This window comes from Oleidesulfovibrio vietnamensis, assembly GCF_055388115.1.
Genome location: NZ_AP042419.1, coordinates 1823373 through 1842718, shown reverse-complemented (window position 1 = coordinate 1842718; position 19346 = coordinate 1823373). Strand labels below are relative to the sequence as shown.

Annotated in this window: 20 protein-coding genes and 1 tRNA gene; 13 read left to right on the top strand and 8 right to left on the bottom strand. The window is 53.9% G+C overall.

The features are described 5' to 3' along the window. Positions 1-25 precede the first annotated feature (25 nt). From ACZ5D1_RS08235 to ACZ5D1_RS08210, 6 genes are all read left to right on the top strand, one after another. A complete protein-coding gene (locus ACZ5D1_RS08235) occupies positions 26-742 on the top strand; it encodes a 16S rRNA (uracil(1498)-N(3))-methyltransferase (protein ID WP_455696337.1) in 717 nt (238 codons plus the stop codon). Between the two features lie 23 nt (positions 743-765). Beyond that, positions 766-1992 (top strand): replication-associated recombination protein A, encoded by a 1227-nt coding sequence (locus tag ACZ5D1_RS08230; protein ID WP_034619189.1) that lies wholly within the window; start codon positions 766-768, stop codon positions 1990-1992. 4 nt (positions 1993-1996) lie between these two features. Then, complete coding sequence (locus ACZ5D1_RS08225) at positions 1997-2647, top strand: glycosyltransferase family protein (protein WP_011367905.1); 651 nt, start codon at positions 1997-1999, stop codon at positions 2645-2647. An 18-nt stretch (positions 2648-2665) separates the two neighbouring features. Then, the gene (locus ACZ5D1_RS08220; protein ID WP_011367906.1) at positions 2666-3211 is read left to right on the top strand and encodes a BON domain-containing protein; all 546 of its coding nucleotides are present in this window, start codon (positions 2666-2668) and stop codon (positions 3209-3211) included. A 32-nt stretch (positions 3212-3243) separates the two neighbouring features. Beyond that, positions 3244-4056, top strand: a complete 813-nt coding sequence (locus ACZ5D1_RS08215) for a lysophospholipid acyltransferase family protein (protein WP_464554547.1) — start codon at positions 3244-3246, stop codon at positions 4054-4056. Positions 4057-4455: 399 nt separating this feature from the next. Then, on the top strand, positions 4456-5031 hold the full coding sequence (locus ACZ5D1_RS08210; protein ID WP_011367908.1) for a TetR/AcrR family transcriptional regulator: 576 nt from the start codon (positions 4456-4458) through the stop codon (positions 5029-5031). 60 nt (positions 5032-5091) lie between these two features. On the opposite strand, the gene ACZ5D1_RS08205 is transcribed toward ACZ5D1_RS08210, so the two are convergent. Both ACZ5D1_RS08205 and gluQRS read right to left on the bottom strand, forming a co-directional pair. After that, the gene (locus ACZ5D1_RS08205) at positions 5092-5484 is read right to left on the bottom strand and encodes a hypothetical protein (RefSeq protein ID WP_011367909.1); all 393 of its coding nucleotides are present in this window, start codon (positions 5482-5484) and stop codon (positions 5092-5094) included. Between the two features lie 68 nt (positions 5485-5552). Continuing rightward, entirely contained in the window at positions 5553-6542 is a 990-nt protein-coding gene (gene gluQRS / locus ACZ5D1_RS08200) for a tRNA glutamyl-Q(34) synthetase GluQRS (protein ID WP_011367910.1), read from the bottom strand. Between the two features lie 122 nt (positions 6543-6664). Between gluQRS and ACZ5D1_RS08195 the strand changes: the two genes are divergently transcribed. Both ACZ5D1_RS08195 and ACZ5D1_RS08190 read left to right on the top strand, forming a co-directional pair. Continuing rightward, a tRNA-Arg gene (locus ACZ5D1_RS08195) sits at positions 6665-6741 on the top strand. A 270-nt stretch (positions 6742-7011) separates the two neighbouring features. Beyond that, positions 7012-7398 carry a hypothetical protein gene (locus tag ACZ5D1_RS08190; protein ID WP_011367911.1) on the top strand — a complete coding sequence of 129 codons (387 nt, stop codon included), beginning with the start codon at positions 7012-7014 and terminating at the stop codon, positions 7396-7398. Between the two features lie 47 nt (positions 7399-7445). Here ACZ5D1_RS08190 and ACZ5D1_RS08185 read toward each other — a convergent pair whose 3' ends face one another. The 4 genes from ACZ5D1_RS08185 to ACZ5D1_RS08170 form a co-directional block, all read right to left on the bottom strand. Next, on the bottom strand, positions 7446-7790 hold the full coding sequence (locus tag ACZ5D1_RS08185) for a hypothetical protein (protein WP_148204132.1): 345 nt from the start codon (positions 7788-7790) through the stop codon (positions 7446-7448). Positions 7791-8103: 313 nt separating this feature from the next. Beyond that, positions 8104-10593, bottom strand: a complete 2490-nt coding sequence (locus ACZ5D1_RS08180; protein ID WP_011367913.1) for a Lon protease family protein — start codon at positions 10591-10593, stop codon at positions 8104-8106. Positions 10594-10604: 11 nt separating this feature from the next. Beyond that, positions 10605-11036, bottom strand: coding sequence for an Hsp20/alpha crystallin family protein (locus ACZ5D1_RS08175; RefSeq protein ID WP_011367914.1), 432 nt, complete (start codon positions 11034-11036; stop codon positions 10605-10607). 161 nt (positions 11037-11197) lie between these two features. Next, positions 11198-11479 carry a peptidylprolyl isomerase gene (locus tag ACZ5D1_RS08170; protein ID WP_011367915.1) on the bottom strand — a complete coding sequence of 94 codons (282 nt, stop codon included), beginning with the start codon at positions 11477-11479 and terminating at the stop codon, positions 11198-11200. A gap of 157 nt (positions 11480-11636) precedes the next feature. Here ACZ5D1_RS08170 and ACZ5D1_RS08165 point away from each other — a divergent pair, with 157 nt between their 5' ends. Continuing rightward, positions 11637-13085, top strand: coding sequence for a 30S ribosomal protein S1 (locus ACZ5D1_RS08165; RefSeq protein ID WP_011367916.1), 1449 nt, complete (start codon positions 11637-11639; stop codon positions 13083-13085). Positions 13086-13136: 51 nt separating this feature from the next. Here the strand turns inward: ACZ5D1_RS08165 and ACZ5D1_RS08160 are convergent, their stop codons facing one another. Beyond that, a complete protein-coding gene (locus ACZ5D1_RS08160) occupies positions 13137-14114 on the bottom strand; it encodes an alpha/beta hydrolase (RefSeq protein WP_464554544.1) in 978 nt (325 codons plus the stop codon). 145 nt (positions 14115-14259) lie between these two features. Between ACZ5D1_RS08160 and ACZ5D1_RS08155 the strand changes: the two genes are divergently transcribed. The 3 genes from ACZ5D1_RS08155 to argB all read left to right on the top strand — a co-directional run bounded on the left by ACZ5D1_RS08155 (position 14260) and on the right by argB (position 18164). Further along, positions 14260-15702, top strand: coding sequence for a DegQ family serine endoprotease (locus ACZ5D1_RS08155; RefSeq protein WP_011367918.1), 1443 nt, complete (start codon positions 14260-14262; stop codon positions 15700-15702). 204 nt (positions 15703-15906) lie between these two features. After that, positions 15907-17256, top strand: coding sequence for an ATP-dependent protease ATPase subunit HslU (hslU, locus tag ACZ5D1_RS08150; protein ID WP_011367919.1), 1350 nt, complete (start codon positions 15907-15909; stop codon positions 17254-17256). A gap of 20 nt (positions 17257-17276) precedes the next feature. Continuing rightward, a complete protein-coding gene (argB, locus tag ACZ5D1_RS08145) occupies positions 17277-18164 on the top strand; it encodes an acetylglutamate kinase (protein ID WP_011367920.1) in 888 nt (295 codons plus the stop codon). A gap of 67 nt (positions 18165-18231) precedes the next feature. On the opposite strand, the gene pyrR is transcribed toward argB, so the two are convergent. Then, complete coding sequence (gene pyrR / locus ACZ5D1_RS08140) at positions 18232-18765, bottom strand: bifunctional pyr operon transcriptional regulator/uracil phosphoribosyltransferase PyrR (RefSeq protein ID WP_011367921.1); 534 nt, start codon at positions 18763-18765, stop codon at positions 18232-18234. A gap of 196 nt (positions 18766-18961) precedes the next feature. On the opposite strand from pyrR, the gene ACZ5D1_RS08135 reads away from it, so the two are divergent. Next, positions 18962-19282 (top strand): IscA/HesB family protein, encoded by a 321-nt coding sequence (locus tag ACZ5D1_RS08135; protein WP_011367922.1) that lies wholly within the window; start codon positions 18962-18964, stop codon positions 19280-19282. Positions 19283-19346 lie beyond the last annotated feature (64 nt).

Genomic DNA, 19346 nt, shown 5'->3' with positions numbered 1-19346 from the left:
TTCCGTGCCTTTTTTCATAGAGCTTATGAGAACGTTTTTTCTTTCACCGGACGAATGGGACAGACAGTGCACTCTTAGAGGCTCCGAAGCACACCATATGATAAAGGTGCTGCGGATGCGTGCAGGAGACACCTGCCGGATTCTGGACGGCAAAGGCCGTGAAGGCTTATTCATAATACGCGGTATGGATAAAAACAGTGTGCAGCTGGAGCTTGCAGAAACTGTCATGCACCCCGAACCGCATTCGCGTGCGTATATTGCCCTGGGCTGGGGCAAATCAGTAAGGCGCAGCTGGATTTTTGAAAAGGCAGTGGAGCTGGAAGCTGCGGGAATCTGGCTGTGGCAGGCGGCACGCAGCCAGTCAAAAATGCCTGACATGACAAAAGAAAGCTGGCACAGCCAGCTTGTTGCAGGTGCAAAGCAATGCGTCAACCCATGGATTCCCGAACTGAAATCGGTGACCGCGGGGGTGACCGGACTGGTCGAACTGGCTCAGGGCTTTGACCGTAAATTCATTCTGTGGGAAGGAGAAGCCAGAGAAGCGTTGCTGTCTGGCGAAACCCTCGGCAGTTCAGGTGACACTCTGTTTGTAATAGGCCCCGAAGGCGGCTTCGCAGATGACGAGGTCAGCCTGCTGAAAGAAAGCGGCTTTGCAGCCGCCAGTCTGGGCAACAGAATACTGCGCTGGGAAACGGCGGCACTTCTTTGCCTTGGGCTGCACTTCTGGAGCAAACAACGATAAACCGGAGCATTCCCCTGTTACACCTGACACAACCACAGCAGCCCCTGCCGGAAAAAATCCGGCCGGCCGATCTGGAAGGCTTTGTCGGACAAACACACCTGCGTGACAGGCTGCGGGCGCTTATGAACGCCTCGCGTCTGCCCAGTCTGTTGTTTTTCGGCCCTCCGGGCTGTGGCAAATCAACCATAGCACTGCTGCTTGCCCGCAACACCGGCCAAAAATACATCCGTATCAGCGCGCCGGAAGCCGGTCTGCAGCAGCTGCGCAAGTCTCTGGCGGGAGTCCGCATCCTTGTGCTGGACGAACTGCACCGATTTTCCAAGGCGCAACAGGACTTTTTCCTTCCCGTGCTGGAAAGCGGCGAAGTCACACTGCTTGCCTCCACAACGGAAAATCCTTCTTTCAGCGTAACGCGGCAGTTGCTTTCCCGAATGCATGTTCTGCGACTGAAACCGCTGGCCCACAGCGACCTGCTGACTCTGGCCCGCAGAGGAGCCGAGGCTCAAGGCGCTGCACTGAAAGACGATGTGTGCGAAATGCTTGCCACGGTGGCCCATGGCGATGCCCGCACACTGCTTAATCTGGTGGAGTATGTCGCCGGACTGCCCGAAGAAAAACAGACCCCCGAAGCCGTTAAAGCTGCTCTGCCAGAGCTGGTCATGCGTCATGACAAAGACGGCGACAGCCATTACGAAATTGCTTCAGCGCTCATCAAGTCCATCCGCGGAAGTGACCCCGACGCGGCTCTTTATTACCTTGCCTGCCTGCTTGAAGGCGGAGAAGACCCGCGTTTTATCTGCCGGCGGCTCATTCTCTCCGCATCGGAAGACATAGGTCTTGCAGACCCGCAGGCTTTGCCGATGGCTGTATCCTGCCAGCAGGCAGTTGAATTTGTAGGCATGCCCGAAGGCTTTATTCCGCTGGCGGAAACCGCCGTTTATCTGGCTCTGGCACCCAAAAGCAACAGCACATATGCAGCGTACCTCAATGCCTCGAAAGAGATACGGCTGAACGGTCCCAAACCTGTGCCCATGCATCTGCGCAATCCTTCCTCCAAGCTCCAGAAAGACTGGGGCTACGGCAAAGGGTATCTGTACCCGCACAACTATCCCGAAGGCTGGGTGGAACAGACATATCTGCCGGACGGATTGCAGGAGCGGGCTTTTTACCACCCCAGAGAAAACGGCCATGAACAAAGGATGGCCGCGTGGTGGCGCCGCCTGCGCAGGCCCCGCCGTACAGGAAAATAGCACTATGCCGGCAATACGTTACAGTGTTATCACACCCAGCCGCGGCGACCGTCCCGCAGCACTCGCACACGCCATAGACAGTGTTTTCGCAGCGGCAGACAACGCCGCATTGCCGCATGAACAGATTGAGGTGCTGGTTGGCTTTGACGGGGTGAAGGGCAGACGCGTGCATACCTCTTCAAGTATCCGCTATTATGACTTTCCTGCGGATAACGACTACGGAAACGCCATAAGAAACGGTCTGCTGAAAGCCTCCAAGGGGACGAAAGTGCTGTTTCTAGATGACGATAATGCTCTGACAGAACAGGCATTTGCCGTATACGAATGTTTTACGCACATAGAGATGCTCGTGGCACGCATCGATATCAGCAGGGCTCACCCGAAGCCGTGGATTCCCGTAATCGAGCAAGGTAAGGAGCCATTCTTTCAGGGGAACGTCGACCCGCTCTGTCTCTGCCTTTCACGCGAGCTTGTGACTGTGCGCTGCGGTGGCTGGCTGGGCACTGGTTACGAAGCAGACTATCTCAACATGTTCCGTTATTTCAGGCGGACAAAGAGTATTCACTACACGGAAAAACTTGTCGGAATATACGACGCAGGACGAGGGCTTGATGACGGCGCGCTGAACTTCCGCCAGCAGGCACTGCTTTCCTGACAGACCATGGAGATACCAATGAAAAAAATCATGCTGTTTCTGGCTGTAGCTTATTGCGCCTTCATGCTGAACGGCTGTGCCGTTTATAAAGCCAGCGTGGATGAACGCCCCATCAAAACCATTTACAACGATGAAGTCATCACCGCCAACATCATGGCCGCATACCTTAAAGACGATGCCAAAAAAATTCTTGATATTTCCCCGGCATCTTATGAAGGCCATGTGTATCTTGTCGGAGAATATGCAACCGATTACCAGAAGCAGCGGGCCATCGAACTGGCGCGGAAGACCGATGGAGTCCGCTCTGTCACCTATTACCTGCTGCCCAAAAAAGCCGGCAGCAGCTGCGGTACCACGGACAATATTGAAATTCAGGCCAAAGTGGATGCCAAGCTGATCGCTGACGACCGCATCTGGTCTACCAACGTGGATGTGAAAGCCGTGCAATGCAATGTGGTTCTTCTCGGCATTGTGGGCACACAGCAGGAAATTTCCAGATCAGTGGCGCATGCCCGCAGTGTTCCGGGCGTTCGCAGTGTCCGCTCTTATCTGCGTGTGAAATAACTACGCAAAATATACCAGCCGGAAGCATACACATGAATACGGATGTACATGACTTTACCGACGACTATCAGACACCGGAAGGCAGGGCCGGTGTTTTTTCATCGTTATTTCCCAATGTAAGCTTTTACCTGCGCATGGCTCTCACGGTGCGTCACGCTGCAGCATTGAGCAAAAAAAACTGCTATGACAGCCAGCAATGGGTCCGCAGCAGCCTGAGAATAGTCCATGCACTGGAACGCGCCGGCGGCTCGGTCATCACAGAAAACACTAAAGCTTTCAAAGCAGCTCAGGGGCCTTGTGTTTTCATCGGCAACCACATGAGCACCCTTGAAACGTTCATTCTGCCCTGCATTATCCAGCCTCACAAAGACGTGACATTCGTCGTCAAGCAGAGTCTCGTTGAGTATCCTTTTTTCAAGCACGTACTGCTGACCCGCAACCCCATTACCGTAACCCGGACTGCGCCGCGCGAAGATCTGAAAGCAGTTCTTGAGGGCGGAGAACAGCGGCTGGCTCAGGGACTTTCAATTATCGTTTTCCCGCAAAGCACCAGAAGCTACACACTGGACCGCACACTTTTCAATTCCATAGGCATAAAGCTGGCAAAACGGGCGGGAGTGCCCGTGGTGCCCGTGGCTCTGGATACCCGGGCCTGGGGCATAGGAAGCCTGTGCAAAGATTTCGGAAGCATTCGCCCTTCCATTCCGGCCAGATTCCGGTTCGGCGACCCCATAACCGTCCACGGAACAGGGAAGAACGAACATGCTCAGGTATGCGACTTTATAGAGGACGCGCTGGCCCGGTGGCGCACCCGGCCTGAAGACACTCAGAAAACCATTGAGTGATTGAACACTTTTTTCTTGTGAAGTTTTTGTCATAAGCCTTGACAAGCCGACAGGCGGGCGTTACCTCTTTATCTACCAACTTGGTTGAATAAACAATCAGCGCTTTCCTGTCCCGAAGCACTTCCGCAACGCTAAAGGACAAAGCGGGTGCTCACTCAATTTTTCTGCTTAACCAGAATTATTATCAGGCGCCGGTTTCCGGAAAACGCTCCTCACAGGCCTCTCACGAGGCCTTTTTCTTTTTCTGAGAACCATTGTCAGCGAGCATGACTGATTGACTGATGAATACAAGTAATATAAAGCATTACAACCTGAGTGAAGAAGAAGTTCAGTAAGAGCGCTTCTTGGGCGTAGGAGCGGTTCTTACCTCCCTGCCAACCTAAAAAGACGGGCACTGCTATGACAATGACAAAAAAAGACGCGCTGCTGCTGGCAGCGAAGGAACTCTTCGGGGAGTACGGTTACTCTGAAACCACATTCAAAAAAATTTCCGAACGGGCCGGAGTGGCACTGGGGTTACTGACACACCACTACGGCAACAAAGAAAAGCTGTTCCTCGCAGCCGGTCTGGACGTGCTGGACAGATTTATAGTCTATCTGCAGGACGCATGTGCCAAGGGTAATAACGGCTACGAATCCGTCATGAACTTCTGTCGCGCGTATCTTGACTTCTCCATCGACAAAAACGAGCACTTCATGGTTCTTGTACGCTGCTCACCCTACAGCGATATGAAAACCAAAACAGACCGCGACATAATGTACGAAAAGTTCAATCAGGTCCCACGGGAACTTGAATATCATGTCCGCCGCGGCATTGAGGACGGTTCGCTGAAGTCTCTGCCCGCCTACGAAACTACCACGGTTCTCACCTGCAACCTTGTCGGCTCTATCCGTACAAAACTTCTCACTCCTTATGCCCCCCCTTCTCTTTATGATGATGTGCTGGAATTCATTTCCAGAAGCATCAAAGCCTGATGATAAAAAAGGGGGTGCCCAAAGCACCCCCTTTTCTTGTAACGCATAAAAACGCGGCGGCTATTTGCGCCTTGTTATAACAAGGGGAATACAATGCCGCTCTCTTGATTCTTCCCGCGTCCTGCCAAGCTCCCACTGCAACTCCTGTACAGGTACCCCGGCTGCAGCCGCAATCTGTTCCACAACTCCGGCAACACCGATAACGGGATGGCGTGAAAAAACCTGAGGCAGACCATAGGTCAGATTGCAGGCAAGACACATTCCCGGCTTTTCTTCCAGAACAAAAGCAAATTCCAGAATGCCGGAACTGGCGGAAACAAACTCCAGCCGGATGGTATAAGCTCCCTCTTCCGCTCCGCCGAACAATGCGTCAAAAAACGCATCGGTCCGTTCAGCAGGAAAAAGAGCTGCCATTTTTTCAGCAGTAAAAACAGCTTGTGCATTTTCAATCATAGCATACCTTCCTTGCAATAATACCGGAGCAGATATCCGGACATCCCGCCTACCATGTAACCATCAGACTATGCAAGAGAACCCTGCTCCGATATACCGGCAAGCAGCGAAAGGATATCATGATCGAGCCGGATATCCTCATGTGGCAGATTCTCTTTCCGGAAGCGGGCCGCAAGCAGGTCAGGCGGGCATGGCACACAGGTTTCCAGCAAACCGGCTTTCCACCCTAAAAAACCGACAAGCGCCTGCGGTGCAACGCCTGCTTCACGCAGCCTGCGCAGTTCGAAGTGACCGTGACGCTTGGCCAGCCTTTCTCCCTCCGCATCAAGGACAAGGGGTACATGAATATATGCCGGCGGTTCGGCTCCTATGGCCTCATAAATAACAAGCTGCCGCGGCGTACAATGCAGAATATCACGCCCGCGGACGACCTGATTGACCTGCATTGCGGCATCATCCAGCACAACGGCAAACTGATATGCATAAACACCGTCAGACCGGCGGACAGGAAAATCCCCGCCCCATTCAGCAGGAACATATCTCTGCCTGCCGTACACTGCATCCACAAAAGTCCGCGGCTTCTCCCCACAGCGCATACGCTGTGCAGGTGCCCGCCCGGAAGCTTCACGGTGCCGTTGCCCGGCTGCATCAAGATTGCGGCATGTTCCCGGATAAACAGGAACATGCTCCCCCAGATGCGGAGCAGACGCCATGGACCGTAGTTCCTTACGGGTGCAGTAACACGGATACACTTTACCGCTGCGGATAAATTCATCAAGCACCTGACCGTAATACCCCAGCCTGTCACTCTGCCTGTAGGGGCCAAAGGCCCCACCGCTGTCGGGGCCCTCGTCCCAGTCAAGGCCCAGCCACTTAAGGTCCTCTACAATTCCAAGCTCAAATTCCCTGCGCGACCGGTCAGGGTCGATATCTTCCATGCGCAGAACAAGACTTCCCCCCTCAGCCCGCACGGCAAGCCATGCGATCAGAAAGGCCCATGCGTTTCCTATATGAAGATACCCTGTCGGACTGGGAGCCAGCCGTCCCCGAACGCCCATAACAGCCTCTTTTACATCTCTGTGTTAACAATTAAAGCTGAAGCAGAATCTGCTTACGCTCTTGCCGGTATTTCAGCAAACTTGACAAGTCGCCTTTCGTCATATATCCCCCAACATCTCCGGCGCTCGTAGCTCAGTCGGATAGAGCGACGGCCTCCTAAGCCGTAGGCCACAGGTTCGATTCCTGTCGAGCGCACCACGATCAAAAGAAAAGGCTGCCTTCTTTAAAAAGAGGCAGCCTTTTTTGTTATAAAAAATAAAGTGCTGTTGAAAGCCAGCTAAACGAAATCAGTCGGCCCGTTTATGTACAGCCTCATGTATTTTTAAATATGCCTGCACAGCAATTGCCTGTGTTGTGCACATACGGTATCAACTCATTTCTGCCCCGGCACAGGTGCGGATAGCGGCAGGCTTTGACAGCCGGGCATCCGCCTTTACAGCACGAAACACTCAGAATCCGGACTTCACAATGAGTTACAACGAATTATTTCATCTTTTTGATGGTTTTTTTCTTCTGCTGGGCATCACCGTCATGCTGCTGCACATTTTCATTCTGCGCTTCCGCCGCAACAGAGACTTGCTCGCTGTAACCGGCGTCATCGGCACTCCGCTGTTAATCCTTATGATCTTATGGATTGTATGGGGCCGCTACTCCCTCAGCCATGCCACACTGCAGGCGGTCCTGCAGAAAGACCCCGCAGTACGCATTGTCTCATTTGACAAACGGGTCCTGAAAAAGCCGGCAATCTACAAAACAAGAAACATCCGCTATATTATTGATCAGGAAGCGACCACCAATGAGTTTTATCTGCCCTGGCGACTCGTGCCGGTACGTACAGACAATGAGCAGAAGTAGACCCAAAAACAAAAGGCCCTCAAAGGGCCTTACCATTTTCCACACACTCACCGCGTCTTTTTCTTTACACATGGCGCACAACTATTGCCGAAAACAGTCACATGGTGTGTAACCGCCTCAATAAGCTCCCCCGCCAAAAGCTGCTGTTCCTGTGGCAGCTCTTCCCAGTGTACGGCAAAGTGCTCCGTACACCGGCTTTCTTCTTCAACATCAACATACAGGCGCCCCCCCACCGCGGCTTCAACCTCAATCCGTTTTCCGTCCGGGGTATAAACAACTACGGCTAGCCGTATTTTTTCAGGGGCCGTCTCAAACATGGTTGTCCTCCAGCAAAGGGATGCAAAATGCACCCGCACCTTATCAAATGAGATAAAAGGTGCAACGTTGATCATTTACTCAATCGGCTGTTTGTGAACAGAAGGACATACCAGCACAACGCCCTGTTAGCAGGGCACAACAGCAAACAGGCCTAACCCGCATCTCTATTGCAAAGGAGATATTCCGATATTGTGAAATTTATAATTATCTGATCAGCCTTATACTCAGCCTTCTCCCATTAATAGCCAACAAAAACCCCGCCTTCTCAGACGGGGTTCGCATACGCACATGGACAGGTAAAAGCCATACCGCCGGCATGCAGTTTCAGTCCCGCAGCATGGCGCGAAACCTCACAGGCGCCCCGCACAAGGCCGCCGTGGCAGAAAATTATTCATCCTTCTGGTCTGCGGATGAACTTTTACGTTTCTGCCTGCGTGTTTCACTTTTCTTGTCTCCAAAAGCACGCAGCCCCTCGGCAAGCGCCGTCAGTTTCTTTTCTACCAGATGATACACCGTGCCGGCCGGGAACTTTCCGTACTTACTCCGCTTACCAGCAGGCATACCGGTAAGAACCTCAATGCCATGATCAACATGGTCAACGGCCCATATGGAAAATTTCCCCTCCGCCACGGCCCGCACAACATGCTCGCGCAGCATAAGGTCCTTCAGGTTGGCTTTGGGTATGAGCACCCCCTGCGTTCCCGTCAGACCTTTCTTTTCACAACAGGCGAAAAAACCTTCGATTTTTTCATTTACACCACCAATGGGCTGCACTTCGCCACGTTGATTGACCGAACCTGTCACAGCTATTCCCTGCCGGATGGGCACACCACTGAGGCTTGAAAACAGAGCATACAATTCGGTGGACGAGGCGGAGTCCCCGTCCACACCGCCGTAGGACTGCTCAAAAGCGATGGAAGCCGCCAGACTGAGGGGCTTGTCCTGCGCAAAGTTCTGCCGCAGATAACCTGCCAGAATAAGCATGCCTTTATTGTGAATGGCACCCGAAAGATCCGCCTCGCGCTCGATATTGATAATACCTTCACGCCCCATCGAGGTGTTGGCAGTAATGCGCGAAGGCTTACCAAACATGTAGTCACCCAGCGAATACACAGCCAAACCGTTCACCTGCCCCACAACTTCGCCATCCGTATCAATAAACACACTGCCGCGGTCTATCATTTCCTGCAGTTTTTCTTCCATCAGGCTCGCGCGGTCTATCCTGGCCTTGATGGCTTCATCCACATGCCGGGCTTCCACCCGGGCATACTCCGCAAGTCTGGCAATATGGCTCGATTCTTCCATGACATCGCGCAACACAGGAAACGAGGTTGAAATCTTTTCCTGCCTGCCTGCATAGCGCACGCCTTCCTCCATCAGCCGGGCCACGGCAGAACGGTCGAACGGAAGCAGGTTCTGCGCCCGCCCGAATGTTTTCATAAGGCGGGCGATTTCATTCACCGCCTCGCTGCTGCGCTCCATGGTGGAATCAAAATCAGCTCTGATTTTAAAAACCTTTACCATGTCAGGGTCGTAATTCCGGAGCATGTGGTATAGTTGCGGTGTGGCCAGCACCACGACTTTCACTTCCATTTTTATAGGCTCAGGCTTCAGTCCCGAAGTCGTAACAAAATACCATGGGTCAAACGTCTGGATTTCTGTCTCTGCATTTTTCAGTGCCCGTTTGAGGGTCTGCCAGACTCCGGGCTCCATGATCGCGTCCATCAGGTTGAGAACAAGATATCCTCCGTTGGCTTTGATGAACGAACCGGAAGCGATTTTAGTAAAATCGGTACGCCAGACTCCGCTACGGTCCATCACCCGGTCTATGCCCCCGAAAAGGTTGCGATATGTGGGGTACGACTCCACAATAACCGGACGCCCTTTTTTCTCTGCATTATCCACTATCAGATTCGCCTGATAGGGGTGAAGGATAGACTCTGCTGACACAGGCATCATAGGCATGCCCGGCATTCCCTGCGGAGTCTGACCTATCATTCGTATGGTATCCAGATTCTCAGCCATATCAGCCAGCATGGCGTCAAGATGACGGATCACCTTTTCATCTTTAAACGATTCATACAGGGGCTGGGCAAGTTCAGCGGCTGCATTGCCGAACATAAGCTTGTCTACTTCTTCACTTTTCTTCTTAACTTCTTTCTGCAGGTGCCGCACTTCAAGAAAGATGGCATCTATCTCTTCTTTCAGTTCTTTGTATTTTTTCTGCAGGCTTTCCAGCTCTTCCTGAGGAAAACGTCCCTTATCCGCCATTTCCTCAAGTTTCATCAGGTGAACCGGCTCTCCGTCCACCAGCGGAACGATATCGGGGCGCTGCACCTGCCCCATCTGCATATTGACCAGCACAAATCCCGCATCACGCACACGTGCTTCAAGGTTTTTAAAAAAATCACGTGTCTTTCTGTCATGCGCCTCAATTATTTCATTCTTGCTGTTGATATATTCCTGACTTTCAAACAGCTGAGGTACTTCACGTTTGATATCTTCCAAAAACTGCTGCACGGCTTCTTTAAAGCGCCGTCCTTCTCCCGCGGCAAAGCGCAGCAGCGCCGGCTCATCCGGATTGCTGAAATTATTCACATAACACAAGTCATCAGGTGTACGGTCTTCCGCTGTATGATTCTTCAACAGCCGCTTGACCATTGCCAGCTTGCCGATACCGGCAGCACCGGTCACAAAAATATTGTACCCTTTCGCCTCGATACCCATTCCCATACGGAAAGCATCAACCCCCCGGCGCTGACCGATAATATGCTGCTGCTCATCCAGCTCCTCGGTGGAATCAAAAGGCAGGGACTCCGGGTCAAGAGTCCAGCGCAACTGCTCGACGGGGACAACGGGAATCTGTTTTCTGGTCATTGCACTCTCCATTACGCGCCGGTTTTCTTTATCTTTACAGGAATTCGCCGCGGCTCTGGTCTTCTGCATTTCGGCATACGGATACGCACCACGTCGTTATCCAGCTCCGCTTCCACTTCATCAGTCCTGACCTTGCACGGAAGCCGGAACCGCGTTTCGTAAACGCTGCGCTGACTGGTACACGCGCAGGAACTGCGCTGGTCACAGCGCATACTCAACATGTCACCGGTGACGCTTATTTCGATATCTTCCGGCTTCATACCCGGCAGATGCGCTTCCACCAGCACTTCTTCACTGTTTTCCGTCATCTGAACCGCAGGTTCCAGCAGCGGTCTGCACACAGACGGCAGGCCAAGCCCGGAACATAACCTGTCAAACATACTGTCACTTTCAGATTTAATTCTCTGCAGCTCCTCATTTTTCCATATCTTCAAATCAGCCACGACCCTCACCTCCGTAAGCGCGTGAATACAGGTTCATAGTCTGTAGCATTACTATAAAACCCCAATGAGGTGAACATGTTTGCCAAAAAAAGACATAACAGGAAAAAGATATAAAAAAAGGCGCCCGCAGGCGCCCTTAATCAACAGAAGTTTCAAAAATTTTATTCTGAACGCTCTGTGATTTCAAGAAGATGAAAACCGAACTGGGTACGCACAGGACCGTGCACCACGTTCAGATCGCCGCTGAACACGACTTCATCAAACTCCGGTACCATCTGGCCCTTGCGGAATTTACCGAGATCTCCGCCCCTGCGGCCGGACGGGCAGCGGGAATGTTCGCGGGCGATATCAGCAAAAGCCTCACCGGCTTCGATGCGTTTTTTCAGTTCAAGGCAGGCTTCTTCAGTATTCACAAGAATGTGTCTTGCACTTGCAGTTTGCATTTTGTCCTCCTGGGATTGGTCGTCACAAGTGATATCATGCCTTTTGCCACGACAGACGGCACGATGCAACATGATTCGCCTTGCGTAGCGCCGTCGTGCGGAGTATACCCCGAAAGCGCAGCCGGATGGCGCGTATTTTTCTAGGAGGCTCTAACCTATGACTGACGATCAGAACCAGACAGGCAGTGACAGCTTCGCTGACCTTCTTGACCAGTACTCCCCTGAAGCCGGATCCCCCCTTAGGGTAGGAGAAAAAGTAAAAGGCTCCGTTGTGGCCATGGATGAAAGCAGTGTGTTCATCGCCACCGGATCCAAGGTTGACGGCGTGATAGATGCGGAGGAACTGAAAGACAAAGAAGGCAATGTCACCTGCGCGGTGGGAGATGAACTCGACCTGTATGTAGTGGCAATCACACAGGGCGAAGTACGCCTTTCCCGCTCTGCGGGCAGTGCAGGCAGCGCCATGGCACTTACAGAGGCATTTGAAAACGGCGTGCCTGTGGAAGGCAAAGTCACCGCCCAGTGCAAAGGCGGATTCAATGTCGAGGTGATGCAGCGCAGGGCCTTCTGTCCGGTTAGCCAGATCGACAGCCGCTTTGTGGAAAATCCTGAAGAATACCTCGGTCAGACTTTCCAGTTCATGATCACCCGCTGCGAAAACAACGGCCGCAACGTTGTTGTCTCGCGTCGCGTACTGCTTGAGGCTCAGCAGGAAGAAAGCCGCAAAGAGTACATGAAGACACTGAATGAAGGGGATGTCGTTGATGTATGCATCACCCGTCTGACCAACTTCGGTGCATTTGCCGAACTGGCTCCCGGAGTCGAAGGACTCATTCATATTTCCGAACTCGGCTGGGCCCGTGTCCAGAGTGCGGACGAAGCCGTCACCCAAGGTGATACACTGCGCGCCAAGGTGCTTAAAATCGAAAGCACCGCCAAAGGACTGCGCATTGCTCTTTCTGCAAAGCAGGTGATGGAAGACCCTTGGAACACCGTAGCAGACAGACTTGCCGCAGGAACCGTGGTGGAAGGCAAAGTTGTGCGCTGCACCCCCTTCGGGGCTTTTGTCGAGGTGCTTCCCGGTATTGAGGGTCTCGTGCACATCAGCGAAATGTCGTGGACCAGGCGCATTCTCAAAGCCGAGGACGTGGTCATTCCCGGAGACACAGTTTCCGTAAAAATCAAAGATATCGACAGCGCCAAACGGCGGATAAGCCTGAGCCTGAGAGAAGCCGAAGGTGACCCGTGGGACGGCGCCGCCGAAAAGTTCGCCCCCGGAACCGAAGTAACCGGTACGGTTGAAAAATGCGCTAAATTCGGGATGTTTGTTAACATCGCTCCGGGGATAACCGGACTGTTGCCTCAGTCCCGCATCAGTGCAGCTCCCAAGTCCGGTCTGGCAGGGTGCAAACCCGGTGACACCGTCACTCTGGCGGTCATGGAAATCAATCCTGCGGAACGCAAAGTGACCCTGACCACCAAGGACGCTGCCCGCCAGGAAGATGCAGAAATACCTGCAAGCTACCGCGTGCAGCCCAAGTCGTCGCAGGGCGGCGGATTCGGCACACTGGGGCAGGCGCTTAAAGACGCACTTAACAAAAAGTAGCCGTCACGGATAATGACAAAGGGGGCCGCAGGCCCCCTTTTTTTGTGCACATCACCCTGCTGTCACCTCCGCGGCGAATGCTCCCGCTGCAGCCAGCGCCCTGCGGCCTGCATGGAACCGCGTGTATGTACTGACAAAGCCATGCACCGTGGGATACAGAGCCAGCCTTGCGGAAACGCCGGCCGCGCGCAGCCGCTGCACAAACAGTTCGCCGTCTGACCGCACCGGATCATAAACAGCATTAAACACAGCCGCCGGAGCCACGCCCTGCAGATTCTCTGTATAAAGAGGAGACACGGCAGGATCATCACAGGCCATTCCCTGCGGCAGGTAGGCGTTATAATACCAGCGGACAGACTCTTCCGTAAGGCCGAATCCGGTAGCACACTGATTGTGTGACGCACCGCTGCTTGCCATATCGACGCACGGATAAAAAAGAATCTGCCCCCGCAACGCCTCCAACCCCGCATCCCGGGCATACACAGCCAGCGCGGCAGCCAGCTGGCCTCCTGCACTATCGCCCGCGACCACCATTCTGCCACCGTTGACCCCGGCTTCTGCCGCATGGGCGCCCAGCCAGTGCAAAGCGCAGATACAGTCGTCCTGAGCCACCGGATAGCGATGCTCCGGTGCAAGGCGATACCCCGCAGCGGCCACGGCCAGCCCGCTGCGCAAGGCAAGCTCGCGGCACATGGCTTCATGCGAGCCAATGCTTCCCTTAACAAACCCACCACCGTGCAGAAACAAAATCACCGGCAGGCAGCTATCAGCAACCGGACGGTATATCCTCAGCGGAATTGAGCCGCGGAAGACAGGCACGGCATGCTCTTCCACCGCGGCCATGGCCGGAGCCTGCTCAATACCTGTCCTCAGCCTCTGTTCATAATCATTTCGTATGTCTGCAATATCCTGACGGGCAAGCGGCACGCCGCTGCCCGCGGCTGCGGCCAGAAACGCGCCGGTTTCCTCGTCCATAGTGTCATACCCTTCAATGCAGGTGACGGGTATCGTTGCCGATTCGTTCGCCATGACGGCCTCCTGTACAGATATGTCGTATCAGACAGCGTCTGATATGCAGCACGGTGGTTTACAACACAAAAATAAGCTCTATTATCGTTACGTATTGCCACGGCCTCCAGTTTTGAACCAAGGCAGGTTACAAGGAGTAACTTATATGAACCGATACACCAAACGCCTTCAGCTCACGTTGCTGACAACCGTATTCGCGCTGGCCGCCACCATGGCCCACGCGGCCGGAGTTCCTGATTTCACCGCACTGTCGGCAAAAGCCGGACCGGCAGTTGTCAACATCAACACCGAAAAAAGCGTGGAAAACAAAATTCCCGAACAATGGAGAGAATTCTTCCAGAACAGACCCCACGGTCTGCCTTTTGATGATTTCTTCAACCAGTTCGAGCGATTTTTCAACCAGCCCCAGCGCCCGCGCAAACAGCGCTCGCTCGGTTCGGGCTTCATCATCTCTCCGGACGGATACATTGTCACCAACAACCATGTGATCGCCGGCGCCGATGTAGTTTCGGTAAACGTGGAAAGTGCCAAAGGCGAACCGGACACGTTTGAGGCCACTGTTGTCGGCACCGACAGCGAAACAGACCTCGCTCTGCTTAAAATCGATGCAGGCCGGCCGCTTGCCACCCTGCCGTTCGGTGATTCCGACGCACTTCAGGTCGGCGAATGGGTTATGGCCATCGGCAACCCCTTCGGTCTTGACCACTCCGTGACTGCAGGCATCATCAGCGCGCTGGGCCGCGATATCCGCTCCGGTCCATTCGACGATTTCATTCAGACTGATGCGTCCATCAACCCCGGCAACAGCGGCGGCCCCCTCATCAACAGTGACGGCAAAGTGATAGGCATCAACACCGCCATCATAGCCAGCGGTCAGGGCATTGGATTTGCGGTACCCAGTAACCTTGCCAGAAGGGTCATAGAAGAACTGAAGACAAACAAGCGGGTGGCCCGCGGCTGGATAGGCGTCACCATTCAGGACATTGACGAAAATACCGCCAAGGCGCTGGGACTTAAAAACACCAGAGGCGCGCTCATCGGCAATGTGCTCAGCGGGGAACCCGCAGACAAAGCCGGAATACGCGCGGGCGATATCATCATCAAAGTGAACCGTAATGAGATTTCCGGTGCCTCTGACCTGTTGCGCACCATCGCCGACCTGTCCCCCGGAGACAAGGCCACAGTGGTCGCCGTGCGCAACGGTGCGCAAAAGACCTTCACTCTCACGCTGGGCGAGAGAGGAACAGAAATGGCAGCCCGCGATGAAACCCCGCAGCAGAAGCAGAATGCCGCCACAGGTCAGCTGGGGCTCAAGCTGCGCCAGATGACAGAGCAGGAAGCCGGACAGCTTGGTCTCGAATCAACCAATGGACTGCTTGTGGTGGGTATCCAGCAAAATTCACCCGCCGCCATGGCAGATCTGCGGCCCGGCGATGTGATCCTGATGGCGAATCTGAAGCCTGTGAACACCGTCGGCCAGCTGCAGAAAATTGTTGAAGGCGACGCCGCAAAGCGCGGAGCCATCATGTTCCAGATATACCGCAGGGGTGAGACGTTTTTCCGCACGCTCTCCCTGAGTGCCGAATAAAGCCTGTTCACCGCCTCATCAAGGGGATGCGCCATGCGCATCCCCTTTTCTTTTCCCCTTTTGCCCTTGTCTGTGCTGTGACAGATGCTTACAGTTGGCATCAGCCACGCATGCTGCTGCTGTCTCTGCCCGCCGTCCGCTTTTTTCACGGCCCGGACAGCCACACACTGCGCGCTGATATCATATGTCTTTCAAGGAGCAACCATGAGCGTACTCACGCCCAGAGAAATCGTTTCAGAACTGGACAAGTATATAATAGGTCAGGAACAGGCAAAACGAATGGTGGCGGTGGCACTGCGCAACCGCTGGCGCCGGCAACAGCTGGAACCTGCCATCAGAGATGAAGTGGCTCCCAAAAACATCATCATGATGGGCCCGACCGGTGTGGGCAAGACGGAAATCGCCAGACGGCTCGCCAGGCTTTCTTCCTCCCCCTTTCTGAAAGTCGAAGCCACCAAATTCACCGAAGTGGGTTATGTGGGGCGTGATGTGGAGTCCATGATCCGCGACCTGATGGAGATCAGTGTCAATCTGGTACGGGAAGAGGAACGGGACAGTGTCAAAACCCGCGCGGAAGCTGCAGCAGAAGAACGGCTTCTTGACCTGCTGCTCCCCTCTTCCCCTGCTGTAAACACAAGCTTTGACACCCCGCAGACACCTGCAGGCGGCGCAGAAAATACCCGCAACAAGTTGAGAACGCTCTGGCGTGAAGGCAGGCTTGATCACAGGGAAGTGGAAATGGAAGTGGAAATGCAGTCCGGTCCGCAGATGGATGTCATGACCATGCCGGGCATGGAGGACATCGGTTCGCAGTTCAAGGATATGTTCAGCAAGGCATTTCCGCCTAAACGCAAACGGCGCCGCATGAAGGTGGGTGACGCCTATGCCATTCTGCTGCAGGAAGAATCGGAACGGCTCATCGACCATGAAAAGGTCATAGAACTGGCAAGAGAACGCGCAGAACAGACAGGCATTATCTTTCTGGATGAAATAGACAAAATAGCCAGCAGTCAGCAAGGCGGCAAAACCGCCGACATATCGAGAGAAGGTGTCCAGCGTGACCTGCTGCCCATTGTCGAAGGCTCTGCGGTCAATACCAAATACGGCATCATACACACTGACCATATCCTCTTCATCGGAGCGGGGGCATTCCACTACAGCAAACCTTCCGACCTTATTCCCGAACTGCAGGGGCGTTTTCCGTTGCGGGTGGAACTGACGGCGCTTGGCAGCAAGGAATTTCTCCGCATTCTTACAGAGCCGAAAAACGCCCTGACCGTACAGTACAAAGCTCTGCTGGCCACCGAAGGTGTGCAGATAGAATATACCGAAGATGCGCTGGAGGCTGTGGCCGACTTTGCACAGGAAGCAAATCAGGAAACAGAAAACATCGGCGCACGTCGCCTGTATACCATAATGGAAAAAATTCTTGCAGATCTTTCTTTTGAAGCTCCTGACAAAAGCGGAGAGCGTATAGTCATAGACAGGGAATATGTCCGGCAGCATCTTGCAGATATCACTGCAAACAGGGATCTTACCCGTTACATACTCTAAACCGTGATACGGAGCATACCGTGCAGAACGATGCGTTCAAATCCAAGGTTCTCATTGAATCCCTGCCCTACTTCCGCCAGTTCAGCGGTGAAACAGTTGTCATAAAATACGGTGGCAACGCCATGATAGACGAAAGTCTGAAGCAGGCTTTCGCTCTGAACATCGTGCTGCTCAAGTATGTCGGGGTCAATCCTGTTGTTGTACACGGCGGAGGCCCCCAGATAGGCCGCATGCTGCAGCAGCTGAACATTCCCACAAACTTCCGCGAAGGCCTGCGTGTGACGGATGACGCCACCATGGACGTTGTGGAAATGGTGCTGGTCGGCAAGGTGAACAAGCAGATCGTCAACCTGCTGAATCTGAGCGGCGCCAAGGCTGTGGGGCTTTCGGGCAAAGACGGCCAGCTGATCAGGGCCCGCCAGATGGAAATGGTGATCAGCAAAGAGGCTCAGGCACCAGAAATCATTGATCTGGGCAAAGTGGGAGAAGTGACAGGAGTGGAAACAAAACTGCTGCACAGCCTGCAGCGGGACGGCTTCATTCCCGTCATTGCCCCTGTGGGCGTGGACGAAAACGGAGAGACTTACAATATCAACGCCGACCTTGTGGCCGGTGCGGTAGCCGGTGCACTGGGAGCAAAAAGGCTTCTGCTGCTCACTGATGTTCCTGGCATTCTGGATAAGGACGGCAGACTCATATCTTCGCTCGATACAGCCCGCACCATGCAGCTGTTTGAAGACGGTACACTGAAAGGCGGCATGCTGCCCAAGGTCAAGTGCTGTCTGGAAGCTCTTGAGGACGGGGTTGAAAAGGCCATGATCATTGACGGACGCATCGAAAACTGCGTGCTGCTTGAGCTCTTTACCGATCACGGCATCGGTACGGAGATCACCAGGGCCTGTTCCTGATTACAACCGGCAGGCGGAACCGCCGGGTTCCGCCTGCCGGACAACATGCATGCCGGACAATCTCTTGCTAGCGGCGCAACAGCATCACAGCATCGTCGCCGTCACGCTCCGACACAAGGACATTGACCTGCTCGTCCCTGCCTGTTGTGAGTGACTTGCCCACATAATCAGCATGAATAGGCAGCTCTCTATGCCCTCTGTCCACCAGAACCAGCAGCTCGACCCTCTCCGGCCGGCCGTAATCAAGAATAGCTTCAAGTGCGGAACGGATGGTTCTGCCTGTATAGAGCACATCGTCCACCAGCACTATCCGGGCGTCATCCACGGCAAAAGGCAGCTCCGTGCGGTTGATCATGGGCTGGGTGTCCAGACTGGTCCAGTCATCCCGGTAAAGATTGATATCCAGACTGCCCAGAGCAACCTCTCTGCCCAGCCGGGCGGACAAAAGACCACGCAGTCTGCCCGCTATGTCCACCCCGCGGCGCTGGATGCCCACCAGAGCAAGATTGTCCGCGTCTCCGTGGCGTTCAAGTACCTCACAGGCCAGCCGCTCAAGCGTTCTGGCTATGTCCTGTGCCGAAAGAATGCACTTTTTCTGCATAAAAAACCCTTTCCGGTCTTGCGTTAGCTTTTTGCGTCCCCATATGTATAGCGTTATGCGGGGCAAGGCAAATGGACAGCCACAAACCGCATTTGACTTTTCCTGTTAAATTCTGTATATTTATCAGGTCGATACATAAAACGAAACACATTGGAAAAATCTATGATACCATTGGTTTTTCCATGGAGGATTCACAATGATCACACTGCAGGAAAGCGCCGGCAAAGAGCTGGACGCCTATTTCACCGACAAAGAAAAATCTCCCATCCGCATTTACCTCGCCCCCGGCGGCTGCAGCGGTCCCCGTCTGGCGCTGGCGCTGGATGAACCCGGTGAAGCCGACACGACGGAAGACGCAGGTGGATATACCTTTATCATGAACACCGGACTGTTTGAGCAGGTAGGTAACGTAACCATCGACCTGACATGCAGCGGGTTCACCCTGACTCCCGAAATTCCCCTGCCGGGCGGCGGCGGGTGCAGCGGCTGCGGTAGTTCCAGCAGTTGCTGCAGCTAATATAGCGCGCACACCAACGGCCCTTCGGGGCCGTTTTTTTTATTGCGGCTTCCCATGCCAACCT